This window comes from Streptomyces sp. NPDC046349 (assembly GCF_055587885.1).
The window spans coordinates 510,312-534,330 of the sequence record NZ_JBVJFK010000004.1 but is presented as its reverse complement, the minus strand read 5'-3'; the positions used below and the strand labels follow the sequence as shown (position 1 = coordinate 534,330).

21 protein-coding genes, 1 tRNA gene and 1 pseudogene are annotated in these 24,019 nt (G+C 70.7%); 14 read left to right on the top strand and 9 right to left on the bottom strand.

Annotation, left to right across the window (positions count from 1 at the left end):
- Positions 1-91: 91 nt before the first annotated feature.
- The gene (locus tag ACZ6JS_RS12470) at positions 92-1,066 is read left to right on the top strand and encodes a hypothetical protein (protein WP_469297580.1); all 975 of its coding nucleotides are present in this window, start codon (positions 92-94) and stop codon (positions 1,064-1,066) included.
- Positions 1,067-1,348: 282 nt separating this feature from the next.
- Complete coding sequence (locus ACZ6JS_RS12465; protein ID WP_469297579.1) at positions 1,349-1,804, top strand: SCO4225 family membrane protein; 456 nt, start codon at positions 1,349-1,351, stop codon at positions 1,802-1,804.
- A gap of 145 nt (positions 1,805-1,949) precedes the next feature.
- Here the strand turns inward: ACZ6JS_RS12465 and ACZ6JS_RS12460 are convergent.
- From ACZ6JS_RS12460 to ACZ6JS_RS12435, 6 genes are all read right to left on the bottom strand, one after another.
- Positions 1,950-2,034, bottom strand: a tRNA-Ser gene (locus ACZ6JS_RS12460).
- Between the two features lie 50 nt (positions 2,035-2,084).
- Positions 2,085-3,041, bottom strand: a complete 957-nt coding sequence (locus ACZ6JS_RS12455) for a trypsin-like serine peptidase (protein ID WP_469297578.1) — start codon at positions 3,039-3,041, stop codon at positions 2,085-2,087.
- Positions 3,042-3,249: 208 nt separating this feature from the next.
- Positions 3,250-4,296 (bottom strand): YeiH family protein, encoded by a 1,047-nt coding sequence (locus tag ACZ6JS_RS12450; RefSeq protein ID WP_469297577.1) that lies wholly within the window; start codon positions 4,294-4,296, stop codon positions 3,250-3,252.
- Complete coding sequence (locus ACZ6JS_RS12445) at positions 4,296-4,844, bottom strand: cysteine dioxygenase family protein (protein ID WP_469297576.1); 549 nt, start codon at positions 4,842-4,844, stop codon at positions 4,296-4,298. The genes ACZ6JS_RS12450 and ACZ6JS_RS12445 overlap by 1 nt, the downstream gene beginning before the upstream one ends.
- Positions 4,845-4,923: 79 nt before the next feature.
- The gene (locus tag ACZ6JS_RS12440; protein WP_469297575.1) at positions 4,924-5,829 is read right to left on the bottom strand and encodes a LysR family transcriptional regulator; all 906 of its coding nucleotides are present in this window, start codon (positions 5,827-5,829) and stop codon (positions 4,924-4,926) included.
- A 91-nt stretch (positions 5,830-5,920) separates the two neighbouring features.
- Complete coding sequence (locus tag ACZ6JS_RS12435) at positions 5,921-7,480, bottom strand: S1C family serine protease (RefSeq protein ID WP_469297574.1); 1,560 nt, start codon at positions 7,478-7,480, stop codon at positions 5,921-5,923.
- A gap of 237 nt (positions 7,481-7,717) precedes the next feature.
- Between ACZ6JS_RS12435 and ACZ6JS_RS12430 the strand changes: the two genes are divergently transcribed.
- The 3 genes and pseudogenes from ACZ6JS_RS12430 (at position 7,718) to ACZ6JS_RS12420 (ending at position 10,385) form a co-directional block, all read left to right on the top strand.
- Entirely contained in the window at positions 7,718-8,506 is a 789-nt protein-coding gene (locus ACZ6JS_RS12430) for a glycerophosphodiester phosphodiesterase (protein WP_469297670.1), read from the top strand.
- An 85-nt stretch (positions 8,507-8,591) separates the two neighbouring features.
- Positions 8,592-9,193: pseudogene (locus ACZ6JS_RS12425) on the top strand (ATP-binding protein).
- 217 nt (positions 9,194-9,410) lie between these two features.
- Positions 9,411-10,385 carry a DUF5926 family protein gene (locus ACZ6JS_RS12420; protein WP_469297573.1) on the top strand — a complete coding sequence of 325 codons (975 nt, stop codon included), beginning with the start codon at positions 9,411-9,413 and terminating at the stop codon, positions 10,383-10,385.
- 182 nt (positions 10,386-10,567) lie between these two features.
- Here the strand turns inward: ACZ6JS_RS12420 and ACZ6JS_RS12415 are convergent, their stop codons facing one another.
- Together ACZ6JS_RS12415 and ACZ6JS_RS12410 are read right to left on the bottom strand one after the other, a co-directional pair.
- Entirely contained in the window at positions 10,568-11,140 is a 573-nt protein-coding gene (locus ACZ6JS_RS12415) for a hypothetical protein (RefSeq protein WP_469297572.1), read from the bottom strand.
- 109 nt (positions 11,141-11,249) lie between these two features.
- Positions 11,250-12,008 (bottom strand): bifunctional DNA primase/polymerase, encoded by a 759-nt coding sequence (locus tag ACZ6JS_RS12410; protein WP_469297571.1) that lies wholly within the window; start codon positions 12,006-12,008, stop codon positions 11,250-11,252.
- A gap of 396 nt (positions 12,009-12,404) precedes the next feature.
- Here ACZ6JS_RS12410 and ACZ6JS_RS12405 point away from each other — a divergent pair, with 396 nt between their 5' ends.
- Together ACZ6JS_RS12405 and ACZ6JS_RS12400 are read left to right on the top strand one after the other, a co-directional pair.
- A complete protein-coding gene (locus ACZ6JS_RS12405; RefSeq protein WP_469297669.1) occupies positions 12,405-13,958 on the top strand; it encodes a PP2C family protein-serine/threonine phosphatase in 1,554 nt (517 codons plus the stop codon).
- Positions 13,959-14,076: 118 nt separating this feature from the next.
- Positions 14,077-15,543, top strand: a complete 1,467-nt coding sequence (locus ACZ6JS_RS12400; protein WP_469297570.1) for an aminopeptidase P family protein — start codon at positions 14,077-14,079, stop codon at positions 15,541-15,543.
- 90 nt (positions 15,544-15,633) lie between these two features.
- Here the strand turns inward: ACZ6JS_RS12400 and ACZ6JS_RS12395 are convergent, their stop codons facing one another.
- Positions 15,634-16,077 carry an ATP-binding protein gene (locus tag ACZ6JS_RS12395; protein WP_469297569.1) on the bottom strand — a complete coding sequence of 148 codons (444 nt, stop codon included), beginning with the start codon at positions 16,075-16,077 and terminating at the stop codon, positions 15,634-15,636.
- A 238-nt stretch (positions 16,078-16,315) separates the two neighbouring features.
- On the opposite strand from ACZ6JS_RS12395, the gene ACZ6JS_RS12390 reads away from it, so the two are divergent.
- The 7 genes from ACZ6JS_RS12390 (at position 16,316) to pheA (ending at position 23,503) form a co-directional block, all read left to right on the top strand.
- On the top strand, positions 16,316-17,125 hold the full coding sequence (locus ACZ6JS_RS12390) for a hypothetical protein (RefSeq protein ID WP_469297568.1): 810 nt from the start codon (positions 16,316-16,318) through the stop codon (positions 17,123-17,125).
- 110 nt (positions 17,126-17,235) lie between these two features.
- Positions 17,236-17,970 carry a YcnI family copper-binding membrane protein gene (locus ACZ6JS_RS12385; RefSeq protein WP_469297567.1) on the top strand — a complete coding sequence of 245 codons (735 nt, stop codon included), beginning with the start codon at positions 17,236-17,238 and terminating at the stop codon, positions 17,968-17,970.
- A 156-nt stretch (positions 17,971-18,126) separates the two neighbouring features.
- A complete protein-coding gene (locus tag ACZ6JS_RS12380; RefSeq protein ID WP_469297566.1) occupies positions 18,127-18,783 on the top strand; it encodes an SCO family protein in 657 nt (218 codons plus the stop codon).
- Positions 18,780-19,259: a copper chaperone PCu(A)C gene (locus ACZ6JS_RS12375; RefSeq protein WP_469297565.1), complete on the top strand. Its 480-nt coding sequence runs from the start codon at positions 18,780-18,782 to the stop codon at positions 19,257-19,259. Before ACZ6JS_RS12380 ends, ACZ6JS_RS12375 begins: the two co-directional genes overlap by 4 nt.
- A gap of 21 nt (positions 19,260-19,280) precedes the next feature.
- Positions 19,281-21,251: a copper resistance CopC/CopD family protein gene (locus tag ACZ6JS_RS12370; RefSeq protein WP_469297564.1), complete on the top strand. Its 1,971-nt coding sequence runs from the start codon at positions 19,281-19,283 to the stop codon at positions 21,249-21,251.
- Positions 21,167-22,525: an iron uptake transporter deferrochelatase/peroxidase subunit gene (gene efeB, locus ACZ6JS_RS12365; protein WP_469297563.1), complete on the top strand. Its 1,359-nt coding sequence runs from the start codon at positions 21,167-21,169 to the stop codon at positions 22,523-22,525. Before ACZ6JS_RS12370 ends, efeB begins: the two co-directional genes overlap by 85 nt.
- A 42-nt stretch (positions 22,526-22,567) precedes the next feature.
- The gene (pheA, locus tag ACZ6JS_RS12360) at positions 22,568-23,503 is read left to right on the top strand and encodes a prephenate dehydratase (RefSeq protein WP_319819106.1); all 936 of its coding nucleotides are present in this window, start codon (positions 22,568-22,570) and stop codon (positions 23,501-23,503) included.
- Positions 23,504-24,019: the final 516 nt, after the last annotated feature.

Here is a 24,019-nt window from a genome sequence, read left to right as displayed (position 1 = left end):
GTCTCACCCCTACAGGGAGCGCGCGCCCCGGAGCACATGAATCCGACAGTGGGCGGGGGGTACAGCGTGCTGGGGGCGGGTGATGGAGCCGATGACGCCGGCCTTCACCTCCAGCACACGCGGCATGCCCAAATCTGCCGTGCTGCGGCAGTCCCTCTACGCCTGGGCCTTCCGCGCCGTCCTTGCCGAGGATGGAACCCTGCGCTCTCGCCATGAGGTCGAGAAGCCGCCGGAGGACAGCGCTGTGGCCCTCGCCTGGATCGCTGGCAACACGATCAAGGTGACCGAGGCCGGTCGGCCTGAGCGGCTGCGTGCGGCCTTGGACGCCCTCTCCAAGAGGCTCGACGGGAAGGCCGCCGCCGACAATACGGTGAGCCGCAAGCGCATGGTCCTCAGCAACGCGTTGCGGTACTCCGTGGAGCGCGGGATTCTGCCCGCCAGCCCGCTTGGCCTCGTCGATTGGAGCGCGCCGGCCAAGGACGACGAGGTCGACTTCCGCTACGTCCCGAATCCACAGCAGGCGGCCGAGCTGATCGCGGCGGTACGACAACTCGGCACACGTGGGGAGCAGATGGCCGGGTTCTTCGGCTGCCTGTACTACGCGGCGATGAGGCCTTCCGAGATCGCCGCGCTGCACAGGTCCGATTGCCGGCTGCCGGAGACGGGATGGGGCGAACTCGTTCTCGGCGGTAGCCGCCCCGAGGTCGGCTCCGGGTGGACTGATGACGGGCAGTCCTTCGACCAGCGCGGCCTGAAGCACCGCGCCCGACGAGCGACCCGATCGGTGCCAATCCCGCCGGTCCTCACCACGATGCTGCGGGAGCACATCGAGCAGTTCGGGGTGGCCGCTGATGGCCGGCTGTTCCGTGCAGCCCGAGGCGGCCGCGTGCGGTCCACGGAGTACTGCGAACTCTGGGACACCGCCAGGCTGACGGCCCTGTCTCCGGAGGAGGCAGACTCCCCGCTGGCCGACGTGCCGTACTCGCTCAGACATGCCGGGGTGTCCCGTGGATCAACTTGGGGGTCGACCCGGTGGAAGTGGCCCGCCGAGCCGGGCACAGCCTGACGGTCCTGTTCCGGTTCTACGCCAAGATCCTCAGGGGCCAGCAGTCGCGGGCGAACGAACTGATCGAGCGGGGCCTCAACGGCGGCTAGTCGCGGAATCCTCCGGCGCTGTGTGCCGGACATGGCGGGATACGTTGCGCGGTGTCCATGGCGTGCTTGCCGTGCATAGCTCTGACCAGGTACGCAGGGCCGAGCAGGATGAGTAGGCGTACTCAGGTGGCGGTCCCCGGCAGCTTCGAGACTGGGTGCAGGTCGAACGAAGCGGAACGGAACGGGGAACGTCATGGTGCGGCGCTGGTCGAAGGCTGAGATGTGGGTGCCCGGCGCGTACCTAGCCCTGGTGGTCGCGATGCTGGTCTACGTCGCGGTCGGCAGCTGGATGGGGGACATCGGGATCTTCGGAGCCTGGCCGATCCTGGCCACGGCGCCGGTCAGCCTCGTGCTGCTGACGCTCTTCGTACCCGCACCGGACGCCCTGGACTCGGACACGCCCATGGATCCCCATCCGCAGTACGGCTCCGAGCCGCCCACGAAGCTGCCCACGGACTACCCCTCGGAGTCGGACCCGCTCCCCGCAGACTGGGTACCGGACACGTCCGTGGACCCCAAGCTCGACATGTTGGACGGCTTCGGCTTCTACGCCTCGGTCTTGGTCGGCGCCCTGGTCAACGCCGCGGCCATCTGGGCCCTGTTCCGCTACGTGGCTCGGCGGCACGACGCCATGAGTGCGCAGGTCTAGCGCCATGATCCTGGCCCACAGATGGCCCATACGCGCTGGTCAACAGCGGGATACGGGTGCATCAAGGTGAGACAGGATGAGCAGAGAGGGCGGGCACCCTGATCGGGTACCCGCCCTCTGACCTGCTACTTCTCTGACCTGCAAGCGGTGGGTGTGGGATTTGAACCCACGGTGACTCGCGCCACGACGGTTTTCAAGACCGTTCCCTTAGGCCGCTCGGGCAACCCACCTGGCCGGTACAGAGTACCGGCCAGGTGGGGGTGGCGGGGCGACTGTCGGGTCAGGAGGCCTGTGCCTTGTCGTAGGCCGCCTTGGCCTCGTTGCCGAGGTACGGGCCGTACGTGCGGTTCGGCAGGAAGGTGTAGCCGAAGCTGTTCACCGAAACCTGGGTGCCGAGGCCGGTGGCCTCGTTGAAGTCCTGGAACCAGGGGCCACCGCTGGAGCCGCCGGTCATGTTGCAGCCCAGGCTGTGGTCCTTGGTCAACAGGAAGTCCTTGCCGCTGTTGCCGCTGCAGTAGACCAACTTCGTTCCGTCGTACGGGGCCGCCGCGGGGAAGCCGAAGGAGTACATCTTCTTGTTGTAGCCCCCGTTGAAGAGAACCCCCTGCGCGCCGACGGCCTGGCTGAGGGTCTGGCCGTTCAGCGGGGCGACGACGGCGAGGCCGACGTCCATGTTCATGTCCTCGCTCGCCGCCCACTGGTCGGTGGCGAAGGTCTTGGTGGCCGACCACTGACCGTAGGGCGCCGACCCGTTGTTGTAAGCGGGTACGAAGACCCAGTTCGTGTGCCAGGCGCCCTGGTACTTCACGCAGTGGCCGGCGGTCATGACCGTGCTGCCGTTGGCGCTCGTGATCGAGTTGCCGGAGCAGGAGGCGGTGCGGCCGCCCATCGTGAAGAAGACCCGGCCCGATGTCTTCACGACGGCGCCGCCGCCGGTCCAGGCCCCGCCTGCCTGCGGGAACGCCAACGGCGCCGCAGCAGACGCGGCGGCCGTCGGGGCGATGGCGGTGGGGGTGGCGGAGCCGGCCACCGTGGTACGGGCAGCGCCGGGGACCGCCGTCACGTCGAGCGGCGTGGCGGCCCGCATCCGCTCGGCGGTCCAGAAGCCCTGGGTGTGCTGCGGACGGAAGGACGCCGGGGCGTCCGCGGCGATCGAGGGGGTGGCCGCCGTCAGGACGCCCGCGACCAGGGCGCCTGCCGAGAGCAGGACGGACAAGGCCGTGCGATGACGATTCACGCATGACTCCTTCTGCCGTGCCCGGACCGGTCGGAGCCGGGCAGGGTGGGGGTGAAGAGCGGTCGGTGCGGATCGGCTGTGCGTGGTGCGCCGTACGCGGTGCGGCTTGCCGGGGCAGAGTGGCACGGGCTCGCGTCAATGTCAGCGGGCAGTAGGAACGTTCGGTCGGTTCCGGCCAGGAAATGGCCAACTCCCAGCCGTTGCAGCGTCATACGGTGAGCATCACCCCCGCGTACGAGACCCCGGCGACGACCACCCACGCGCCCAGTCCCAGCGTCGCCGCGCGCCCTCCGGTCCGGGCCAGCGTCGGCAGATGGACGGCGCTCCCCAGGCCGAACAGGGCCGCCGCCAACAGTCCCTCCTGCACGGTGTGCGCCCATGCGAGCGCTACGTCGGGCAGCAGACCGGTGGCGCGCAGCGCGGCTGCGGCCAGGAACCCCGCGACGAACAGCGGCACCGGGGCCGGACGCCGGCCCGAGGAGGTGCGCACCCCGCGCCGCCGGGCCCGTACGGCGAAGGCCACCGCCGCCACCAGCGGAGCGAGCAGGGCCACCCGCATCAGCTTGACCAGCACCGCCTCGCCCAGAGCGTCCGGACCGGCGGTCTGCGCGGTCGCTACCACCTGGCCGACGTCGTGGACACCGGCGCCGACCCACCGCCCGAAGGCCGGGTCGGAGAGCATCAACGGGTCCTGAAGGAGGGGGAGTACGGCGATGGCGAGCGTCCCGCACAAGGTGACGAGTGCCACCGAGGCCGCCACGTCCTCCTCGTCGCTGCCCGAGACCTGGCTCACCGCGCCGATCGCCGAAGCCCCGCAGATCGAGTACCCCGTGGCGATCAGCAGCGGCTGGTCGCCCGGGAGGCCCAGCCGACGTCCCAGCCAGAGGGTGCCGAAGAATGTCGCCGCGACCACCCCGACCACCATGGCCACCGTGGTCCAGCCGAGCCGAAGCACCTGGTCGAGCCCCAGGCCGAGGCCCAGCAGGACGATGCCGATCCGCATGAGCCGCCGACCGGCCAGGGAGAGGCCCGCACGTCCGGCCCCACGGACGAAGGTCCGCGGTCCGGGGAGGTGCGCCACCGCAATCCCCAGAACCACCGAGGCGGTCAGCATCGGTACGGCCGGTATGAGGCGGTGGACGCACCATGCGACCAGGGCCCCGCCCACCGCCATCGCCAACCCGGGCCAGGGGGTGGATGTTTCACGTGAAACATGCCGAACCGCGGTGCTCTGCGGGCGATGGAGGAGGGCCATCAGTCGACCGGAAGCTTGTAGACGCGACGGATGCTGGTCCCCAGCCGGGACACGTCGGCGCCGTACACATGCAGCGATATGGCTTTGCTGGAACAGGAGTTGCGCACCTTGTGGATGTCGCCGGGCGGAGCAAATCCGCAGACCTCCCCCTGGGTATTGACCACGTCCTCCGTCGCCACCAGACGGGCGGGTCCGGCACCGGGTGCGAGGCGGAAGCGGCGTTCGCTCTCCTCGCCCTGGTGCACACCCGCCACGCACCAGGACACGTGGTCGTGGATGCAGGTCTCCTGCCCCGGCAGCCACACCAGCGCCACCACGGAGAAGCTTCCATCGGACTCCGCGTGCAGGATGTGCTGCCGGTAGCGCTCGGCGGCGCCCTCCTGCTGCGTCGGCGTCAGCAGGTCGGGGGCCCCCAGGTACGGGGCGAGCCTTTCGCCCACGAGGTGGGCGGTGAGGTCGGGAGCCAGTCCCCGCTCCACGACCGTGCGGATCTCACTGACGAGGGCGGCCATCCTCGTGGTGGTACGGGCCGGTGTGGTGGTGGTCATACGGGCAGCGTGCGGGCGCCCTTCCCGCGCGTCCAACGACAGTTGTGACGTGAAATCCCAAGCAGTGCTTATGGGTTGGTCAACAGCCGACCCGGTTGGCGGCCACTCGCTTCAATGCGTTGAGCACCACGGCCGTCGCCGGGATCCGAAGATGGTCGCGGTGGACGTACGCGGCGATGTGCCGCCGGGCAGCAGGTTGGAGCGCACGTCCGCAGACCCGGCTCAGCGAGAGCGAGGGCAGGACCAGCGCTGGCATCATCGCCACGCCCAGGCCCTGGGCCACCAGGCTCTGCACCACCAGATTGTCGTCGGTGGCGAATCGGATGTCGGGCACGAAGCCCAGCTCCGCGCACTCGTGCAGCAGGTTCGCCCGGCAGCGCGGACAGCCCGCGATCCACCGTTCCTCCGCGAGATCGGCCAGGTGCACGGCGCGGCGCCGGGCCAGCGGATGCCCGGTCGGGAGGAGCACCGTCAGCTGGTCCTCCAGCAGCCTGACCTCGGTGACGTCCTCCGGCACCTCCTCGTGCAGGCCGGGATAGGTGAAGGCCAAGGTGATGTCGCATTCGCCGCGCTCCAGCCGCCGCAGCGACTCAGGGGGCTCTCCCTCCAACAGTTCCACCTGGATACCCGGGTAGTCCTTGGCCAGGCCGCTCAAGGCTTCCGGGACGAGGGTGACGTTGGCGCTGGGGAAGCCGCACAGTCTGACCCGGCCGGTGCGCAGGCGCGCGTACGCCCTCAGCTGGGCCTCGGCGGCGCAGAGGTTGCCGAGGATGGTCTCGGCGTGCCGGGAGAGCGACTCCCCGGCCTCGGTGAGCTGCATCTTGCGGCCCACGCGGGTGAACAGCGGGGTTCCTACGGCGCGTTCGAGCGCCTTCATCTGCTGGGTGATGGCGGGCTGGGTGTATCCCAGCACGCGCGCGGCCGCCGAGTACGAACCGGAGGCGACCACCGTGTGGAACGTCCGTATGTGCCGAGAATCGAACACGACCGAAGCATAAGCGGACGTTGGAGGGGCCGTGGGCGGAATCCCGCCCACGGCCCCTCGTCAGCGCGCCACTGCCGTGGCCGGTGGGGTGCTACTTGTCGCCGATCCTGGAGCCGAGCGTGATGTCGACGGTGGTCGGCTTGCCGTCGCGCAGATAGGTCAGCTTCACCGTGTCGCCGGGCTTGTAGGTCCAGATCATGCTGATCAGGGTCGGGCCGCTGTCGACCGGCTTGCCGCCGAAATCGGTGATGATGTCGCCCGGCTTGAGGCCCGCCTTGCCGGCCGGACCGTTGGGGTCGACGAGCTCGTTGGCGGCCGCGCCCTGCTCGGAGATCTTCGCGCCTTCGGTCTTGGCCTGGAGATCCACCGATACCGAGATCACCGGATAGACCGGCTTGCCCGTCTTGATCAGCGACTCGGCCACGTTCTTGGCCTGATTGATCGGAATGGCGAAGCCGAGGCCGATCGAGCCGGCCTGACCCCCACCGAAGCCGCCGTTGCCCGCCGACTGGATCGCGGAATTGATGCCGATGACCGCGCCGCGGCCGTCGAGCAGCGGACCGCCGGAGTTGCCGGGGTTGATCGAGGCGTCCGTCTGGAGCGCACTCATGTACGAGTTCTTGCTGCCGGTGCCGTCACCGGAGGCGACCGGGCGGTTCTTGGCGCTGACGATGCCGGTGGTGACCGTGTTGGACAGGCCGAACGGGGCACCGATCGCAATCGTGGCATCGCCGACCGCGACCTTGTCGGAGTCGCCGAGCGCCAGCGGCTTGAGGCCGGCCGGCGGGTTCTTCAGTTTCAGCACGGCGACGTCGTAGCCCTGGGCGCGGCCGATCACCTCGGCGTCGTACCGCTTGCCGTCGGAGAAGGTCGCGAAGAGCTTGCCGCCGTTCGCGGCGGAGGCCACCACGTGGTTGTTGGTGAGGATGTGGCCCTGCTGGTCGTAGACGAACCCGGTGCCGGTACCGCCCTCGCCGTCCCCGGCCGAGGCCTCGATGGTGACCACGCTGGGCAGTGCGCCCGCGGCGAGCCCGGCGATCGAGCCGGCCTCGCGCTTGAGGTCCTTAGGAGTGTTGGTCGCGCTGATGGTGGTCGAGCCGCTGCCGTTGTCGCTGCGCTCGGCGGCCCAGTAGCCGACGCTGCCGCCGATGCCGCCCGCGAGGAGGGCCGCCACGAGCACGGCCGCGATCATGCCACCCTTGCCCTTCGCCTTGGGCGCCGCGGGGAAGCCGTCGGCGGCCGGGGGAGCGCCCCAGACCGGGCCGCCGCCCGCACCGCCGGCGCCGTACGCCGGCACGGTGGGCGGCGGGGGCGGCCAGCCCTCGGCTGCGTGCGCGGCCGACGCCGGGGGCGGGCCGTAGCCGGGAGCCTGCGCCTGGGGGGCGGGCGGGATCTGCTGGGTCGGCTCGGCTCCCGGCCCGGGCGTCGGCGGAAGCTGCTGGGTCACCGGCTCACCGACGGCGGGCGCCGAGGCAGAGACGGGTGCCGCAGGCGGAGTAGGCGGGACGGCCGGAGCGGCCTCCTCGGGGGCGTGGTCCGGCCGCGGGGCGGGCGCGGAGGCCGCCTGCGCCGTCTCGGAGCCCTGAGCAGGGGTCACAGACGGGGCCGCGGGGGGTGTGGGGGCCGCGGTGCCCTCGTTCTCGGTGCTCACAGCTCTCTCTCCTCGTCACACACAGCTGCAGAAATCCGGCGATATCGATCCGGCTGAACGTTCGACATGCCGTACAAGTTCCAGGGCAAAGCCTTTCCCATGCCCCGTCAGAGCACTGTAAGCCGGACCTGTGCATCTCCCCCCATTCTTTATGTCCGGCAATTCGGATGCACTCGCAGGGCGGTACCCCGACCCCCAGAGGGCTTGCGGTGGCACCATGACCCGGTGACCCACGCAATGCCGCGCACCATCCAGGTCGTCGCCCACCGCGGCGCCTCGGAGGATGCCCCCGAGCACACCCTCGCCGCCTACCGCAAGGCCATCGAGGACGGCGCAGACGCCCTCGAATGCGATGTCCGGCTCACCGCCGACGGCCACCTGGTCCTGGTCCACGACCGTCGGGTGAACCGCACCTCGAACGGCCGCGGCGCCGTCTCCGCCCTGGAGCTGGCCGATCTCGCCGCCCTCGACTTCGGCTCGTGGAAGGACCGCGAGGAGTCCCCCGACTGGGACGCCGACCCGGAGCGCACCTCGGTCCTCACCCTGGAGCGCCTCCTGGAGCTGGTCGCGGACACGGGGCGGCCCGTCCAGCTCGCGATCGAGACGAAGCACCCGACCCGTTGGGCCGGACAGGTGGAGGAGCGCCTCCTCTTCCTCCTCAAGCGCTTCGGCCTGGACGCCCCGCCGGCCGAGGGTCCGCACCCGGTCAGGGTCATGAGTTTCTCCGCGCGCTCCCTGCACCGGGTCCGGGCTGCCGCGCCGACGGTCCCCACCGTGTACCTGATGCAGTTCATCTCGCCCCGGATGCGCGACGGGCGACTGCCGGCCGGGGCGGCGATCGCCGGCCCCGGGATGCGGATCGTCCGCAATCATCCCGGCTTCATCCGCAAGCTCCAGGGCGCGGGCCATTCCGTTCACGTATGGACAGTGAACGAACCAGAAGACGTTCAGCTCTGCGCTGATCTGGGTGTGGAAGCGATCATCACGAACAGGCCCCGTCAAGTTCTGTCCCAACTGGGGCGCTGACATCCCGGTTTGCGCACCGGCCACCACCACCCCCTCCGTCACAGGGTGTGCCCCGGCGCATCCGCTCCGCATTCACCCGGCGCGAATGCGTCAGAGCGGCCCGCTTCGGCGGTTTCCGGTCCAGGCCAAGGGGGCATCCAGACCATGCGTGGGGCTAAGGAGGTTCCGGGGGTGGCGTTGGTGGTGGCACAAGAAGTGCCCACGTCGTCGTGCATGGACGTACGCCATGGTCCTGCGGGCGTGGGTGAGGCCAGGCACCGGATGCGCGAACAATTGCGTATCAGCGGGGTGGCCGAATCAGTCGTGGACGATGCCGTACTGATCCTTTCCGAACTGCTCAGCAACGCGTGCCGACACGGCAGGCCGCTGGGCGCACGGGAAGTCGGGGACGGGGAGATTCGCGCCGCATGGCGCATTGACAGAGCGGGGCGGCTGACGGTCGAGGTCACGGACGGGGGTGGGCCCACCCGGCCTGTTCCTTCCACGCCCTCGGTCACCGCACGCGGCGGCCGGGGGCTGAACATCATCAGCGCCCTTGCCCAGGATTGGGGTGTCCGGGATGGAGCGGCGGGTGAGGTCACCGTCTGGGTGGTCGTCGCCTGTGGGCCCCGGCACGAGGATTTCGCTACGCGCGTTGCGCCCCCGGCGATCGACTTCAGCACGGCGTTCGACGATCTCGATGCCTGACCCCGTGGAACCCGGGAGCCAGGCGCCCTGGAACGGGGATCCCTGACCGCACAACAGCTCAACATCAGCACAGCAGTACCGGTCATCCGTACAGGCGGCCGTCCGGGAGCGCACGCCGACCGTGCTCCCGGCCGCACCCCACCGGTTCCGGCGGTACGAACGGCTAGGCTCGCGCCCAGACACGACGCCGTACCGCCGCAACCGGGAGACACGCACGATGGCCAAGAAGCGCCCCGCAGCCAAGTCCGCAAAGCCGCAGCTCAACAACGGTGAGATCCCCGTCGTGGGCGCCCGCGAGCCCTGCCCCTGCGGATCCGGGCGCCGCTACAAGGCCTGCCACGGAGCAGCCGCCGCGCACGCCGTCACCGAGCACGTCCAGCGGCCCTTCGAGGGTCTGCCGGGCGAGTGCGACTGGGTCGCGCTGCGCGAGCTCGTGCCCGCCGCCACCGTCCCGCTGTCGCTGAAGGGCGGCCTGCCCGAGGGCGTCCCCTCCGTCACGCTGGTGACCGTACTGCCCATGGCCTGGCCGGCGCTGCGCCGTGAGGACGGGTCCGTGCTGCTCGGCCTGCAGAACGAGACGACCACCGGGGACCTGAGCCGCGACATGGCCGACACCCTGGAGCGCGCACTTGTCGCGGAGCCGGGAACTCCGGTCGCCGCCCGCCGGGTGCCCGCCGAGGGTCCCCGACTTCAGGATCTCCTGGACACCGACGGCGGTTTCGAGCCGGTTGTGCACAGCGGCTTCGAATTCTGGATTCCGGAATCCGAGGGCGGCCAGAACGCGTCCCCGGAGATCGCCGCCTCGCTGGAGCGCGCCAACGCGGCCGCCATCCCCACGGTCAAGCTGACCGGCGTCGACGCCGCCTACTGGTGCGAGACCCCGGACAAGAACCACCTGCGCTGGGTCATGCCGCACCCCGAGGAGAAGCTGCTCGACGCCCTCGCGCGGCTGCACGCGGCCGGCACGTCCTCGCTCGGCGAAGGGACGAAGCTCGTCGGCTCCTTCCGCGCCCACGGTCTGATGGTCCCGGTATGGGACCTGCCGACCGGAGTAACGGCCGACGACGTCGAGAAGCCGGCGGCGGAGTTCGCGGAGCGGCTGGCCAAGGCGCTGGCCGCGGATGCTCCGCTGACCACGGAGGAGCGCCGGGCACGCGGCGGCCTCACCAACCGCCAGGTGACCCTCAGCTGACGTCGCGGGTCCGCGTGGAGTCGGTGACCGGAGTCACAACTCCCGCTAATCGTCTGCAAATCGGTGTCTGAATATCAGAGATCGAATTTGCGAACAGGCGATCTCTTGTTACCGTTCTTGTAGCCCGGTCGCTGGTGCATCCCCCGTCGCCAGCGACCGGGCCCTTCCATTTACGGCGGTGCTCAACCGTCACCTGGCGCCGGTGAGTTGCTCCCGGACCGCAAGAGCAGCTGCCCTTCATCATCCGGAACTGCAAACTCCGCAACGGCCGAGTAACTCTCCGGACCTCCGGACGAGTCCTCTTTCGGCGTCTCGCACAGACCGGGTTCATCACCGGCGCCGACCGAACAGCGGATCTGCACCGTACGCCCGGCAGGCGCCATCACCGTCAGCACGGCATGCAGCGCGCGGCCACTCGTATTCCTGTAGTAACTCCTGCCCCATGTCTGGCCTTCGGCCACCAGCACGCACGTCTGCGCCTCGACGCCGTGGGGCGAGGACAGTTCGGGCCCGCAGCGGGAATCGGTGCGGGGCTGCTCCGCGGGGCCGCGCTGTGCGGCCGCGGCCGGCTCCGCCGCGCGCCCGGTCGGCGTGGGAGAGGTACGAGCGGGGTCCGAAAGGCCGAGGGTCTTGAACAGGCCGCCGCCCTTTCCGTCGTCCTGACCGGCAAAATCAGGCCCGGCGATCGCGCCGGCGAGCGGGAGCGACAAGATGATCAGCACACCGGCGCCGATACCGATCAGGCGGAGATTCATTCGCCGAAGATAGCGACGCGGGAAAGGGGCGCGGAGATGCCCGCGCCCAATTCCCTTGGAAACTCGCCCCGCTGACACCCGTACGAGTGATCTCGCGGGACCTCGCAGGTCAGTACGCGAGCCGGCTGCCGCCGCCGGGTGCACTGCTGCTCGCCTCGACCAGCGCGTCCACGACCGCCTCGACGTCGGGCAGCCAGAGCTGCGCCCCCGCGGCCTGCGACGGCCGCGCGCCGGGGGACTCGGGACCGGCCGCACCCTGCGGCAGCGCACGGGGCTCGCGCTCCCAGCGCACCCGTCCGCCAGTGGACGCGGTGGACGGCGGCAGGAGCAGGTAGCCGCCCTCGCCGTGGAACCGCAGCGAGGACGGAACGCGGTCCTTCGCGTAAAGGAGTTCCCCGAGCCGCTCCAGCGAGTACGGCGCCACGAGCAGCGCCCAGCGGGTGGGCGTGGCGACGACCGGTCCGAGCCTCAGGCCCTGCGCCTCCAGTCGCACGAGGGCCCGCGCGGCCGCGCCGGCCGGCAGACTCACGGCGCACGGGGCGGTTCCGCCGGTTGCCATCAGGACGGGTGCGGTGGGCCGGTTGGTCCACCACCAGGACACCATGCGCGGGTCGGTGGAGGCGGCGAGCAGACCCGGGTCGAAGGGATGGGCGCCGGGGACGACGCAGTCGGGGTCGGGGCAGGCGCAGCGCGTGCCGTCCGTACCGGACCGGCCGACGCCGGGCAGAACGGGCCACTGCCATGCGGTGGCACACGTGAGCGCCGCCTCGAGTGGAGCGGAAGTGCCACCGCTGCGCCCCCGGTCGGGGCGTAGGGACTGAAAGCGATCGCGGAGCCGCTGGAGACGCCTTCCGAGGATCTCGCGCATGAGCGCTCGTTCCTTTCCGTTGAACGCCGAGGGCCACATCACACCATGTAACCGGTGACTCACCACACGTACAGGTTTCGCGTCACTGTCCGCCAGGGGCAGGTTCACGCGGTCCGTGCAGTTTCTTACGGGTCCGTCAAACGTCCGGCGGGGGTGGAGCGCGACCCGCGCCGACTGCCGAGACCGGCTGCCGCCGCTTAGGACGACAGACCGCGACCGAGCGGTTCCCGGTACGCCAACTGACCTCGGCCACCACCGAGTACGTACCCGACCCCCCTGCGCAGCTCGTCCAGTCGACCTTAAAAACCTACTGCTTCCAGCTTTTTCCGGCCAAGTTCTAGCCTTGGCCCGACAGTGAGTTGCCGCCTCATGGACACCAGGATTCCCACCTGGGCAATGCTGGACATGCATCCATGTGTGCGTGTAGATGTGGATTCCTTGATGGCGGCGCAGCACGGTCTGGGGGTTTGCGATGCTATTCAGCGAATCGCACCAGGTGGAAAGGCGGACGCCATGAGCGCCCCGCATCTGCCGAAAGTGGCTGGAATCGATCCAGCAGTCACCGCGTCACCGCACACTGCGGCGCCCGCGCCAGCCCTACCCACCCCCGCACCGGCTCCTCCGACCGCACCCGGCAGCCTCATCCAGGACCGGCTGGCGGGCATGGTCTCGGACCTCACCACCCTGCACGAGCTCACCGAGCGCCTGACCCGCGCCGGCGACCTCGACGCCTCCCTCCACGAGTTCCTGCGCGCCGGAGCCGCACTCGTCGGCGCCCGCCGCGGCCTGATCGTCCTGGAGCCCTCCGACGGGCTCGGCCCCACCGCCACCATCGGCCTGGGACTCGGCCACGCCGAACTGGGCCACATCGAGACCGTGCCGCGCAGCGCGACCTGCTACGGGCGGATCCTCGACGGCCTGCCCGACGCCCAGGGCGGCTCCGAAGTCCTCCCCGAATCGGACCCGCCCCCCGGCACCGGCGGATTCGCCTCCCCCGTGGACCCCCGTCACCGGGAGGTCGCCGCTCGCCTCGGCTACGCCGCCAGCTACGCGCTCCCGCTGGCCGCCGAGGCCACCGGCCGGCTCGGCGCCGCCGTATGGCTCTACGACGAGCAGGCAGAGCCGAACGACCGCCAGCGCGACCTGGCCGGTCTGTACGTGCGGCATGCCGCCGAGCACCTGGCCCGGATGCTGGAGGTGGAACGATCCCGCACCCGCCTGGCCACCGTCGCGGAGGAACTGCTGCCCAGCAGGCTCCCCCGGATCCCCGGGGTGCAGCTCGCGGCCCGCCACCACACGGGACCGCTCGGCGGGGGCGACTGGTACGACGCGCTGCCGCTGCCCGAGGGCGCCCTCGGACTGGCCGTGGGCTCCGTCACCGGATCCGGCCCGAGCGCCGTCGCCGCCATGGGGCGCCTGCGCGCGTCGCTGCGGGCCTACGCCGTCATGGAGGGCGAGGACCCCGTGGCCGTCCTGTCCGACCTGGAACTGCTGCTGCGACTGACCGAACCCGCCCGATCGGCCACCACGCTCTTCGCCTACTGCGAGCCCGCCGGAGGCCCGCAGACCGACGGCCAGGGCAGCAAGATCATTCTGGCGGGTGCCGGGCACGCCCCGCCGCTCGTCATCGGCGAGCACCGCACCGAGTACGTGGAGACCTCGCTCTCCGCTCCCCTGGGCATGCTGTCCTGCTGGGAAGCACCGAGCATGGAGATCGAACCCGCCCCGGGAGAAACGGTGCTTCTCTACACCGACGGGCTGCTGCGCCACACCGGCGACCCCATGGACCGGGCCTACGCGCGGCTGCACGCGGCGGCGGCAGGGGTGCCCCGCGCCGCCCGGGAGGACCCGGCGGCTCTGTGCGACCACATCCTGCGGACCGTGCTGCCCGACGGGCGGCCGACCGACGCCCCCGAGGACATCGTGCTGCTCGCAGCCCGCTTCGAGTGATCCGCCGTGGGTCCCGGACCGCGACAACCCGCACGATCCGAACCACGTTTTCCCCGTACACGCATACGATGGACGAGGTCCACACCCAGGTCCGTACCGTCGTAGCTGAGGAGAAGACGTGGCTGACGAGCTCACCCCGGAGACCCCGGAAGAAGAGCAGCCCAAGAAGACGCACAAGCAGCGCAAGAACGGTCTGTACCCGGGCGTCAGCGACGAACTCGCCGAGAGCATGCGCACCGGCTGGGCCGACACCGAGCTGCACGGACTGGAGCCGATCGCGCAGGCCGCGCACACCGCCGCCCGGCGCGCCGCGCTGTCCGAGCGCTTCCCGGGAGAGCGCCTCGTCGTTCCCGCGGGCCGTCTGAAGACCCGCTCGAACGACACCGAGTACCCCTTCCGCGCCTCGACCGAGTACGCCTACCTCACCGGCGACCAGACCGAGAACGGCGTTCTCGTCCTGGAGCCGACCGGCGCGACCGGGCACACCGCGACCATCTACCTCCTGCCGCGCTCCGACCGTGAGAACGGCGAGTTCTGGCTGTCCGGCCAGGGCGAGCTGTGGGTCGGCCGCCGCCACTCCCTCACGGAGGCCGAGCAGCTGCTGGGCATCCCCGCCCAGGACGTGCGCGAGCTCGCCGCGGCCCTCACCGAGGCCGAGGGCCCCGTCCGCGCCGTGCGCGGCCACGACGCGGTGATCGAGTCCGCCCTCACCGACAAGGTGACCAAGGAGCGCGACGAGGAGCTGCGCGTCTACCTCTCCGAGGCCCGCGCCGTGAAGGACGAGTTCGAGATCGGCGAGCTGCAGAAGGCCGTCGACTCCACCGTCCGCGGTTTCGAGGACGTCGTGAAGGTCCTCGACAAGGCCGAGGCCACGTCCGAGCGCTACATCGAGGGCACCTTCTTCCTGCGCGCCCGCGTCGAGGGCAACGACGTCGGCTACGGCTCGATCTGCGCCGCCGGCGCGCACGCCTGCACCCTGCACTGGGTGCGCAACGACGGGGCCGTCCGCTCCGGGGACCTGCTGCTGCTCGACGCCGGTGTGGAGACGCACTCCCTCTACACCGCCGACGTCACGCGCACGCTGCCGATCAACGGCAGGTACACCGACATCCAGCGCAAGATCTACGACGCGGTCTACGAGTCCCAGGAAGCCGGCATCGCCGCGGTGAAGCCGGGCGCGAAGTTCCGCGACTTCCACGACGCCTCCCAGCACGTGCTGGCCGAGAAGCTCGTCGAATGGGGCCTGCTCGAGGGCCCCGTCGAGCGTGTTCTGGAGCTCGGCCTCCAGCGCCGCTGGACCTTGCACGGCACCGGCCACATGCTCGGCATGGACGTCCACGACTGCGCCGCCGCGCGCACCGAGGCGTACGTGGACGGGACGCTGGAGCCGGGCATGTGCCTCACCGTCGAGCCGGGTCTCTACTTCCAGGCCGACGACCTGACCGTGCCCGAGGAGTACCGCGGCATCGGCGTCCGGATCGAGGACGACATCCTCGTCACCGAGGACGGCAACCGGAACCTGTCGGCCGGGCTGCCCCGCACCTCGACCGAGGTCGAGGCCTGGATGGCGCGCCTGAAGGGCTGACGCCGACCGGACCGAGGTCGACAGGACCGACGTCCGCGCCGAAGCGTGCCGGTGGGCGGGATCCAGGACGGGGTCCCGCCCACCGGCGTACTACGACGCCTTCAGCACCGCGTCGTCACGCCACTTCAGCATCTTGTCGAAGCTCACCACGGCGCCCCGACCCGGCCGGTTGCGGAACCGCACGTGGTCGGATAGCTCGGCGATCAGGTGCAGGCCCCGACCGTGCTCGGCCAGGGCGGGTCTGCGGCGGGCCACCGTGGCGGGCGGGAATCCCGGCCCGGAATCGGTCACCTCGATGCGGCAGCAGTCCCCGTCCAGATAGGCCGTGACGTGGTACGCCTCGACACCGTCCGGAACGTCGCCGCCCCCGCCGTGCTCCACCGCGTTCGCACAGGCTTCGCTCAGCGCCACCGAGAGATCGAAGGAGATGTCCGGGTCCACCCCCGCGGTCTCCATCGTCCCCAGCAGCAGCCGCCTGGCGAGCGACACGCTCGCGGCTTCGCGCCTCAAGTGGAGAGACCACCAGATGCTCATACGGTTACCTATTGCCGCCCGCGAGGGGCCGTAAGCGCCCTTGGGCCGTCCGGGACCTCGTTGCACACGTCCGGCGGATGCAGCTCCGCGGCAGAGCGGTGTATGCGGCGGCGGGCGCTCCGTACCGCCTCGGTGGCGGGGACGACTCTGTCGAAACCGCCGGCGCAGAGGGGACTCATGGGGACCTTCCGGACCTGCCGTATGGAGGACATCCGCGCAGTGCGATGATGTCCCGGCCATGTCTGCCCCCCACGTGACGCACGCCGGAGCCGGCCTCCGGCTGATCCGGGCCGCGGTGTTCACCGCGGTCTGTGTCGTGCTGTCCGCGGCCGGGCACGCGCTGGCGTCATGCGCCACTGTGCCCTGGTGGTCCCTGTGCGTCGGCTTCCTCGCCGTCTTCGCCATCGCGGCCCCGCTCGCGGGACGCCGCCGGACGCTGCCCGGTCTCGCCGCCGGGCTCACCGCCGGACAGCTGTCGCTGCACGCGCTGTTCGGCCTTGGCCAGCACACCACCGCGGCCGCCCAGACACCCGGCAGCGCCTCCGACGGCTCGCTCGCGGAACTCGCCGCGCGGCTGGTGTGCGGGGGCAACTCCGTGCCCCTGAGCCCGGCCGACGCCCGTCGGATCCTGGAATCCGCCGGCCTGGACCCGGTCGCCCTGGCCGAGCAGGCCGCGGAGCAGGGGCACGGCGGGCACGTCGCCCAGGCTGTCACCACCGTGCCCGAGACCGGCCTGTTCAGCCCGGCCATGCTGCTCGGGCACCTGCTGGCCGCCCTCGTCGCAGGCTGGCTTATCGGCCGCGGCGACGCCGCGCTCTTCCGGCTCGTCGAGCTATCCCGGCTCACCGCCGAGGCAGCCCCGATGCGTCCGCTGCGCGCCGCAATCGCCATCGTGCGCGCCCTCGGCGCCGGACTCGGCGCGTCCGTGCGCACCCCCCGGACCGGGCGCCCGACCAGGACCGACCCCGCCGCCTCCACGGGCCGCGAAGCACTCCAGCACATGGTGATCCGCCGCGGGCCGCCCGCGGCGTTCGCCCTCGCAGCCTGACGCGGCACCCGCCTTCCCGGGACACCCAGCAGGAACCCCGGTGCCGCGTACTCCGCGCGCGCCCGTGCGCGGAGCCACAGCCACCACTGCTTCCGTGGAGTGTTTCTGCCATGAAGACCTCTCGCGTCTCCCTCGCCGCCGCCCTCGCCGCCGGCTCCGTCCTCGTCCTCTCCGGCACCGCCTTCGCGCACGTCGGCGTGCAGCCGGTCGGGGAAGCCGCCAAGGGCGGGTATGCGACGCTCAACTTCAAGGTCCCCAACGAGCGCGACAACGCCTCGACCACACAGCTCGAGGTCAACTTCCCGGTCGACCAGCCCCTCACCTCCGTCATGCCGCAGGACGTCCCCGGCTGGACCGTGAACGTCGAGAAGACGAAGCTCGACAAGCCCTTGACCGTGCACGGCAAGCAGGTCAACGAGGTGGTCACCAAAGTGACATGGTCCGGCGGCAAGATCGGCCCGGGGATGTTCCAGCAGTTCCCGGTCTCCGTCGGCAAGCTCCCCGAGACCGGCGACCAGATGGTCTTCAAGGCGATCCAGACCTACGACAACAACGAGGTCGTCCGCTGGATCGAGGAGCCCAAGGAAGGCGCCGCGGAACCCCAGACCCCGGCCCCGGTGCTCAAGCTGACCGCCGCGAAGGGCGACGACCACCACGCCGGCGCCAAGAGCGACGAGGCGAAGAACACCGAGAAGGGCGCCGGCAAGGAAGCCGGCCACGGCCACGACGGAGCCTCCGCCGACCACGGCTCCGACACCACCGCGCGCGTCCTCGGCATCGCCGGCATCGTCGTCGGACTCGGCGGTATCGCCTTCGGCATCGCCTCACGCCGCCGCTCCGTCTGACGGGCAGCTCCATCCGACCGGCCGCGCCATCCGGCGGGCCGGTCCATCCGACCGGCCGCGCCATCCGGCGGGCCGGTCCATCCGACCGGCCGCACCCCGACACGGTCGCGCCCGGCATCCCCATCACCACATCCCCGATCCCAGGGACATCTCTCCATGCGCACCACACGTGTGACGGTCGCCGCGCTCCTCGCCGCGGCCGTACTCACCCTCACCGCCTGCGGCGGTGAACCCGCCAAGAGCAACAGCGGAGTCACCCAGATCTCCGGCGGCCAGGACGCCAAGAAGGCGGCCACCGTCCTGGACCGCCCCTTCAACAAGCCGGAGCTCGTCCTCACGGACACCACCGGCAAGCCGTGGAACCTCCGCGAGCAGACCAAGGGCAAGCCGACGCTCATCTACTTCGGTTACACCAGCTGCCCCGACGTGTGCCCGCTGACGATGAGCAACGTCGCCGTCGCCAAGAAGAGCCTGCCGAAGGAAGACCAGGACAACCTCCGGGTCGTCTTCGTCACCACCGACCCCGAACGGGACACACCCGAATCGCTCGGTGCGTGGCTCAAGGCGCAGGACCCGTCCTTCATCGGACTCACCGGGGACTTCGCGGCCATCCAGGCCGCCGCACGGACCCTCGGCATCGGTATCGATCCCGCCAAGAAGGGGGCCGACGGAAACGTCGTCTCCATGCACGGCGCGCAGGTCATCGCGTTCTCGCCCAAGACCGACGAGGGCTACGTCCTCTACGGCGAGGGCACGACCGTCGACGACTACGCCAAGGATCTGCCGAAGCTCGCCAAGGGGGAGAACCCGTGAACGCCCGCACCATCCGTACCCTCGCCGCCGCCTTCTCCCTGACGGCAGCGCTCGCCATATCCGGATGCTCCGGCGAAGCCGAACCGCAGCTGGTCGTCAAGGGCGCCTTCATGCCCCAGCCCGTGAACGACAAAATGGCCGGGGCTTTCATGGTCATCGGCAACCCCACCGAAGAGCCCGACAAGCTCATCGGCGCCACCTCCCCGCTCTCCGACGATCTGCAGATCCACGAGACCAAGGACCAGAAGATGCAGCAGGTCCAGTCGATGGACGTGCCGGCGGACGGCGAACTCCGGCTGGAGCGCGGCGGCAACCACATCATGTTCATGGGGCTCAAGAGCACTCCCAAGGTCGGCGACAAGGTCACCGTCGAGCTCCGCTTCGAGAAGGCCGGCTCCGTCAAGGTCGAGCTGGACGTGAAGGAACGCACGTACAACGCGCAGGCTCCGACATCCACGGCCGGCCACGGCCACTGACGGACCGAGGACTGACACGTCATGACGGCCACCGCCCCCGCCCCCTCCACGGCCCGCGCCCGTGCCACGGCCTCCCTGCCACGGCTCGCGCTGGTCCTCGCAGCTCTGCTGGCGACCCTGTTCACCGCGGCCGCACCGGCCACGGCGCACGCCGCACTCACCGCGAGCGACCCCACGGACGGGGCGGTGGTCGCCACGGCACCCGCCCAGGTGACGCTCTCCTTCTCGGAGCAGGTCGCCATGGGCGACGATTCGATCCGCGTCCTCGACCCCCAGGGCCGGCGGGTGGACACCGGTGAACTGCGCGACATGTGCAGCGGGCACACCATCCGCTACGGCACCGCCCTCCACTCCGGCCTGCCCAACGGCACCTACACCGTCGCCTGGCAGGCCGTCTCGGCGGACAGCCACCCCATCTCCGGTGCGTTCACCTTCTCCATCGGCGCACCCTCGGTCACCGAGGTCTCCCTCCCCACTACGACGGCGGGCGGCGGGCCCGTCGGTATCGCCTACGGCATCGCCCGCTATGCCGCCTACGCCGGCTTCACCGTCCTGGTGGGCGGCGCGGCGTTCATCCTGCTGTGCTGGCGCCGGGGTGCCGCCGAGCGGCCGCTCCAGAAGCTCGTCGTGCGTGCCTGGGTCACCCTGACCGCCGCCACCCTGGCGATGCTGGTGCTGCGAAGTCCCTACACGGGGTCCGGCCGGTTCGCCGACGCCTTCGACCTGGCCAGCCTCCGGGCGGTCCTGGAGACGAAGACGGGCGCGTCGCTGGTCTCCCGACTGCTCCTGCTGGGCGCGGCCGCCCTCTTCGTCGCCGTCCTCTTCGGTGTGTACGCGCGCCGCCCGGAGGACGCCGGGGCAGGGGAGGAGAAGGCCAGGGACACCCGCGACCTCACCTTCGGCCTCGCCATCGGCGGCGCCGTGGTCTCAGGCGGCATCGCGGCCACCTGGGCCCTGTCAGAGCACGCTTCCACCGGTATCCAGCCCGGCCTCGCGATGCCCGCCGACATCCTGCACATGATGGCCGTGGCCACCTGGCTCGGCGGTCTCTCCGCGCTGCTCGTCGCTCTGCACAAGGTGCCGGGGATCGAGCGCTCGGCGGTCCGGCGGTTCTCCCGAGTCGCCTTCGTCAGCGTGGCGGTCCTGGCCGTCACCGGGGTCTACCAGGCCTGGCGACAGACCGGCACCTGGTCCGCGCTCACCGGCACCGAGTACGGGCGGCTGCTGCTCCTCAAGGTCGCCCTGGTGGCGGTCCTGCTCGCCGCCGCCTCCACGTCGCGGAAGTGGACCGCCCGGCTCGCCGAGGCCCCTGCGGCGCTCGAGGAGGCCGATACGAAGGTGGGCGCGCAGGTTGCTGCCACAGTCGACGATGTTTCACGTGAAACAGAGTCCGCGGCCGTACCCGGGGACCCGGAGCGTGCCGCCCAGCTCGCCCGCCAGCGGGCCGCTCTGGCCAGTGCCCGCGAGAAGCGGGTGCGGGACGCGGACCCGGACCGTGCGGGCCTGCGCCGCTCCGTCCTGGCCGAGGCGGCGGTCGCCGTGGTCCTGCTCGCCGTCACGACGGTCCTCACGAGCACCGAGCCCGGGCGCACCGTCGAGCAGGAGGCGGCCCGCGGATCCACCGCCCCCGCGGTCCCCGACCGCGCCGTGAAGATCACCTTGCCGTTCGACACCGGCGGCCCGAACGGCAAGGGATCCGTCCGGCTCGAGCTCGACCCGGGCAGGGTCGGCGCCAACACCCTGCACCTCTGGGCGGACACCGGCGACGGGCAGCCCTTCGGCCTCCCCGAGATCAAGGTCGCCTTCACCCTCCCGGCCAAGGACATCGGCCCCCTGCCGGTCGTCCCCGACCAGGCCTCCCCCGGGCACTGGACCGCATCCGGCGTCCAACTGCCGCTCGCCGGCGAATGGCGCATCGACGTGACCGTCCGTACGTCCGACATCGACCAGACCACCGTCCAGAAGACCGTGAAGATCGGCTGGCCAGCGTGACCGAGAGCAACCCCGACATCGAGATCTCCCGGCGACGGCTGCTGGGCACCGTCGGCGCCGTCGGCGCCGCCGGACTGGCCCTCGGCGGCGCGAGCGGCGCCCTCGCGCACTCCGCGCTCGCCGACTCCGTCAGTGGCTCCGCCACCGGAGCGGCCGGGAGCCTTTCCTCCCTCGGAGCAACCCAGGTGGCGTTCCACGGGGACCACCAGGCCGGCATCACCACACCCCTGCAGGCGAAGGGCCACCTCGTCGCCTTCGATCTGGCCCCCCGAGCAGGCCGCACCGAGGCCGCGGCGCTGCTGCGCCGCTGGTCCGACACGGCACGACGGCTCATGGCAGGTCAGACCGCACCGACCGCCGACAGCGGTATCGCCCTCGACGCCGGGCCGTCCTCTCTCACGGTCACCTTCGGCTTCGGACACTCCTTCTTCGAGCGCACGGGCCTCGGGGCCCGCCGCCCCACAGCCCTCGACCCGCTGCCAGACTTCTCCTCCGACCGGCTCGACGCCCAGCGCAGCAACGGCGACCTGTGGGTCCAGATCGGCGCGAACGACGGACTGGTCGCCTTCCACGCCCTGCGCGCCCTCCAGAAGGACGCCGGTGAGGCCGCGCGCATCCGCTGGCAGATGAACGGCTTCAATCGGTCCCCCGGCGCGACCGGGACCCCGATGACCGCCCGCAACCTCATGGGGCAGGTCGACGGCACCGGCAACCCGAAGCCCTCCGAGCCCGACTTCGACAAACGGATCTTCGTTCCCGCCGCGGGCCCCGGGCCCGCGGAGCACGCCTGGATGGGCGGGGGCTCGTACGCCGTCGTGCGGCGCATTCGCATGCTCCTCGACGACTGGGACAAGCAGTCCCTCACACAGCAGGAGCAGGTCATCGGCCGGACCAAGGCCACCGGGGCGCCATTGACGGGCGGCGGCGAGACCTCCGAGATGGAGCTCGACAAGATCGGCCCCGACGGCAAGCCCGTCATCCCGTCCAACGCCCACGCCCGGATCTCGGCCCCCGAGCAGAACGGCGGGGCCGCCATGCTGCGGCGTCCCTTCTCCTTCCACGACGGGATCGGCTCCGACGGCGCTCCCGACGCCGGGCTCCTGTTCATCTGCTGGCAGGCCGACCCGTTGCGCGGGTTCGTACCCGTACAGCGCAAGCTCGACCGCGGGGACGCGCTGTCGGCGTTCATCCGGCACGAGTCCAGCGGCCTGTACGCGGTTCCGCCCGGCCCGCGCAGCGGCGAGTACGTGGGTCAGCGGCTACTCGAAGGGTGAACAGCACCGCGGTGGCCGGCACCCCGGCATTAGGCTGATCGCATGTCAGCCACCCGCTTCACGTATCTCGGTCCCGAGGGCACCTTTACCGAGGCAGCCCTGCGCACCCTGCCGGAAGCCGCGACCCGGGAGCTCGTCCCCATGGTGTCGGTCCCGGCCGCCCTGGACGCCGTGCGCAACGGCGAGGCGGCCGCTGCCCTCGTGCCGATCGAGAACTCGGTGGAGGGCGGGGTCACGGCCACCCTCGACGAGCTGGCCTCGGGCGAACCGCTGATGATCTACCGCGAGGTCCTGCTGCCCATCGCGTTCGCCCTGCTCGTACGCCCGGGGACCGCCCTGTCGGACGTGAAGACCGTCACCGGGCACCCGGTCGCCCAGCCCCAGGTACGCAACTGGCTGCGGGCGAACCTGCCCGACGCGGTGTGGGAGTCGGCTGCCTCGAACGCCGACGGCGCCCGGCTGGTCCAGGAGGGGCGCTTCGACGCCGCCTTCGCGGGCGAGTTCGCCGCCGCGACCTACGGCCTCGTGCCGCTGGTCACCGAGATCCACGACGCGGAGAACGCCGAGACCCGGTTCGTGCTGGTGGGACGCCCCGCACGGCCGGCCGCACCGACGGGCGCCGACAAGACCTCCGTCGTGCTGTGGCTCGGCGACGACCACCCCGGTGCACTGCTGGAACTCCTCCAGGAGTTCGCCGTCCGCGGGGTGAACCTGATGCTGATCCAGTCCCGTCCGACCGGACAGGGCATCGGCAACTACTGCTTCGCCGTCGACGCAGAGGGCCACATCTCGGACCGGCGGGTCAGCGAGGCGCTCATGGGCCTCAAGCGGACCTGCCCCCAGGTCCGCTTCCTCGGCTCCTACCCCCGTGCCGGCGTTGCGCAGAGTGACGTCCGTTCCCCGCGGCACGGAACCTCCGATGGCGACTTCACGGCTGCCTCCGACTGGCTGGCGCGCTGTCTCGACGGCCGGGCGTAGCGCCGTCCACTGTCCACAGAGTTATCCACAGGCCCAGACGGGAACCTGGGGACAAGTCGACAGGTCGGCATGGCAAGGTCGACATATCGGTCGGGCGGTCCGGGTTTCGCACCGGGAAGCAGAAGGTGAACGGTGTCACCTGTACATCGCCGATCAACTCTTTGGAGCGAGTCTTTCCCACCCGAATGAGTGTGTGAGGGCGGTTTGAACCCTGATTCACCTCGACCATCCATCGATCAGGAATGATCTATTCCTGTGTCCACAGATGTAGCACACAGCCTGTGGATAAGCTGCGGGCGACCGCAATTCCTGTGGACAAGAAGCATCTCCGGCGCTGCTCAGGGGCGGCGCGGGAGCTGACATTGTGCCCCTTTTCGGGGAATGGGCCCTCTTTTATCGACAGCCCGAGAAGGGTCACTTCCGGTCAACGATCAAGACTTGTCCATTCGTTGCAATTGGGACATAGTGCCACGCAGCGTGATATCGGTGTGATCCCAGGAAGCCCAGGCCGGTAGC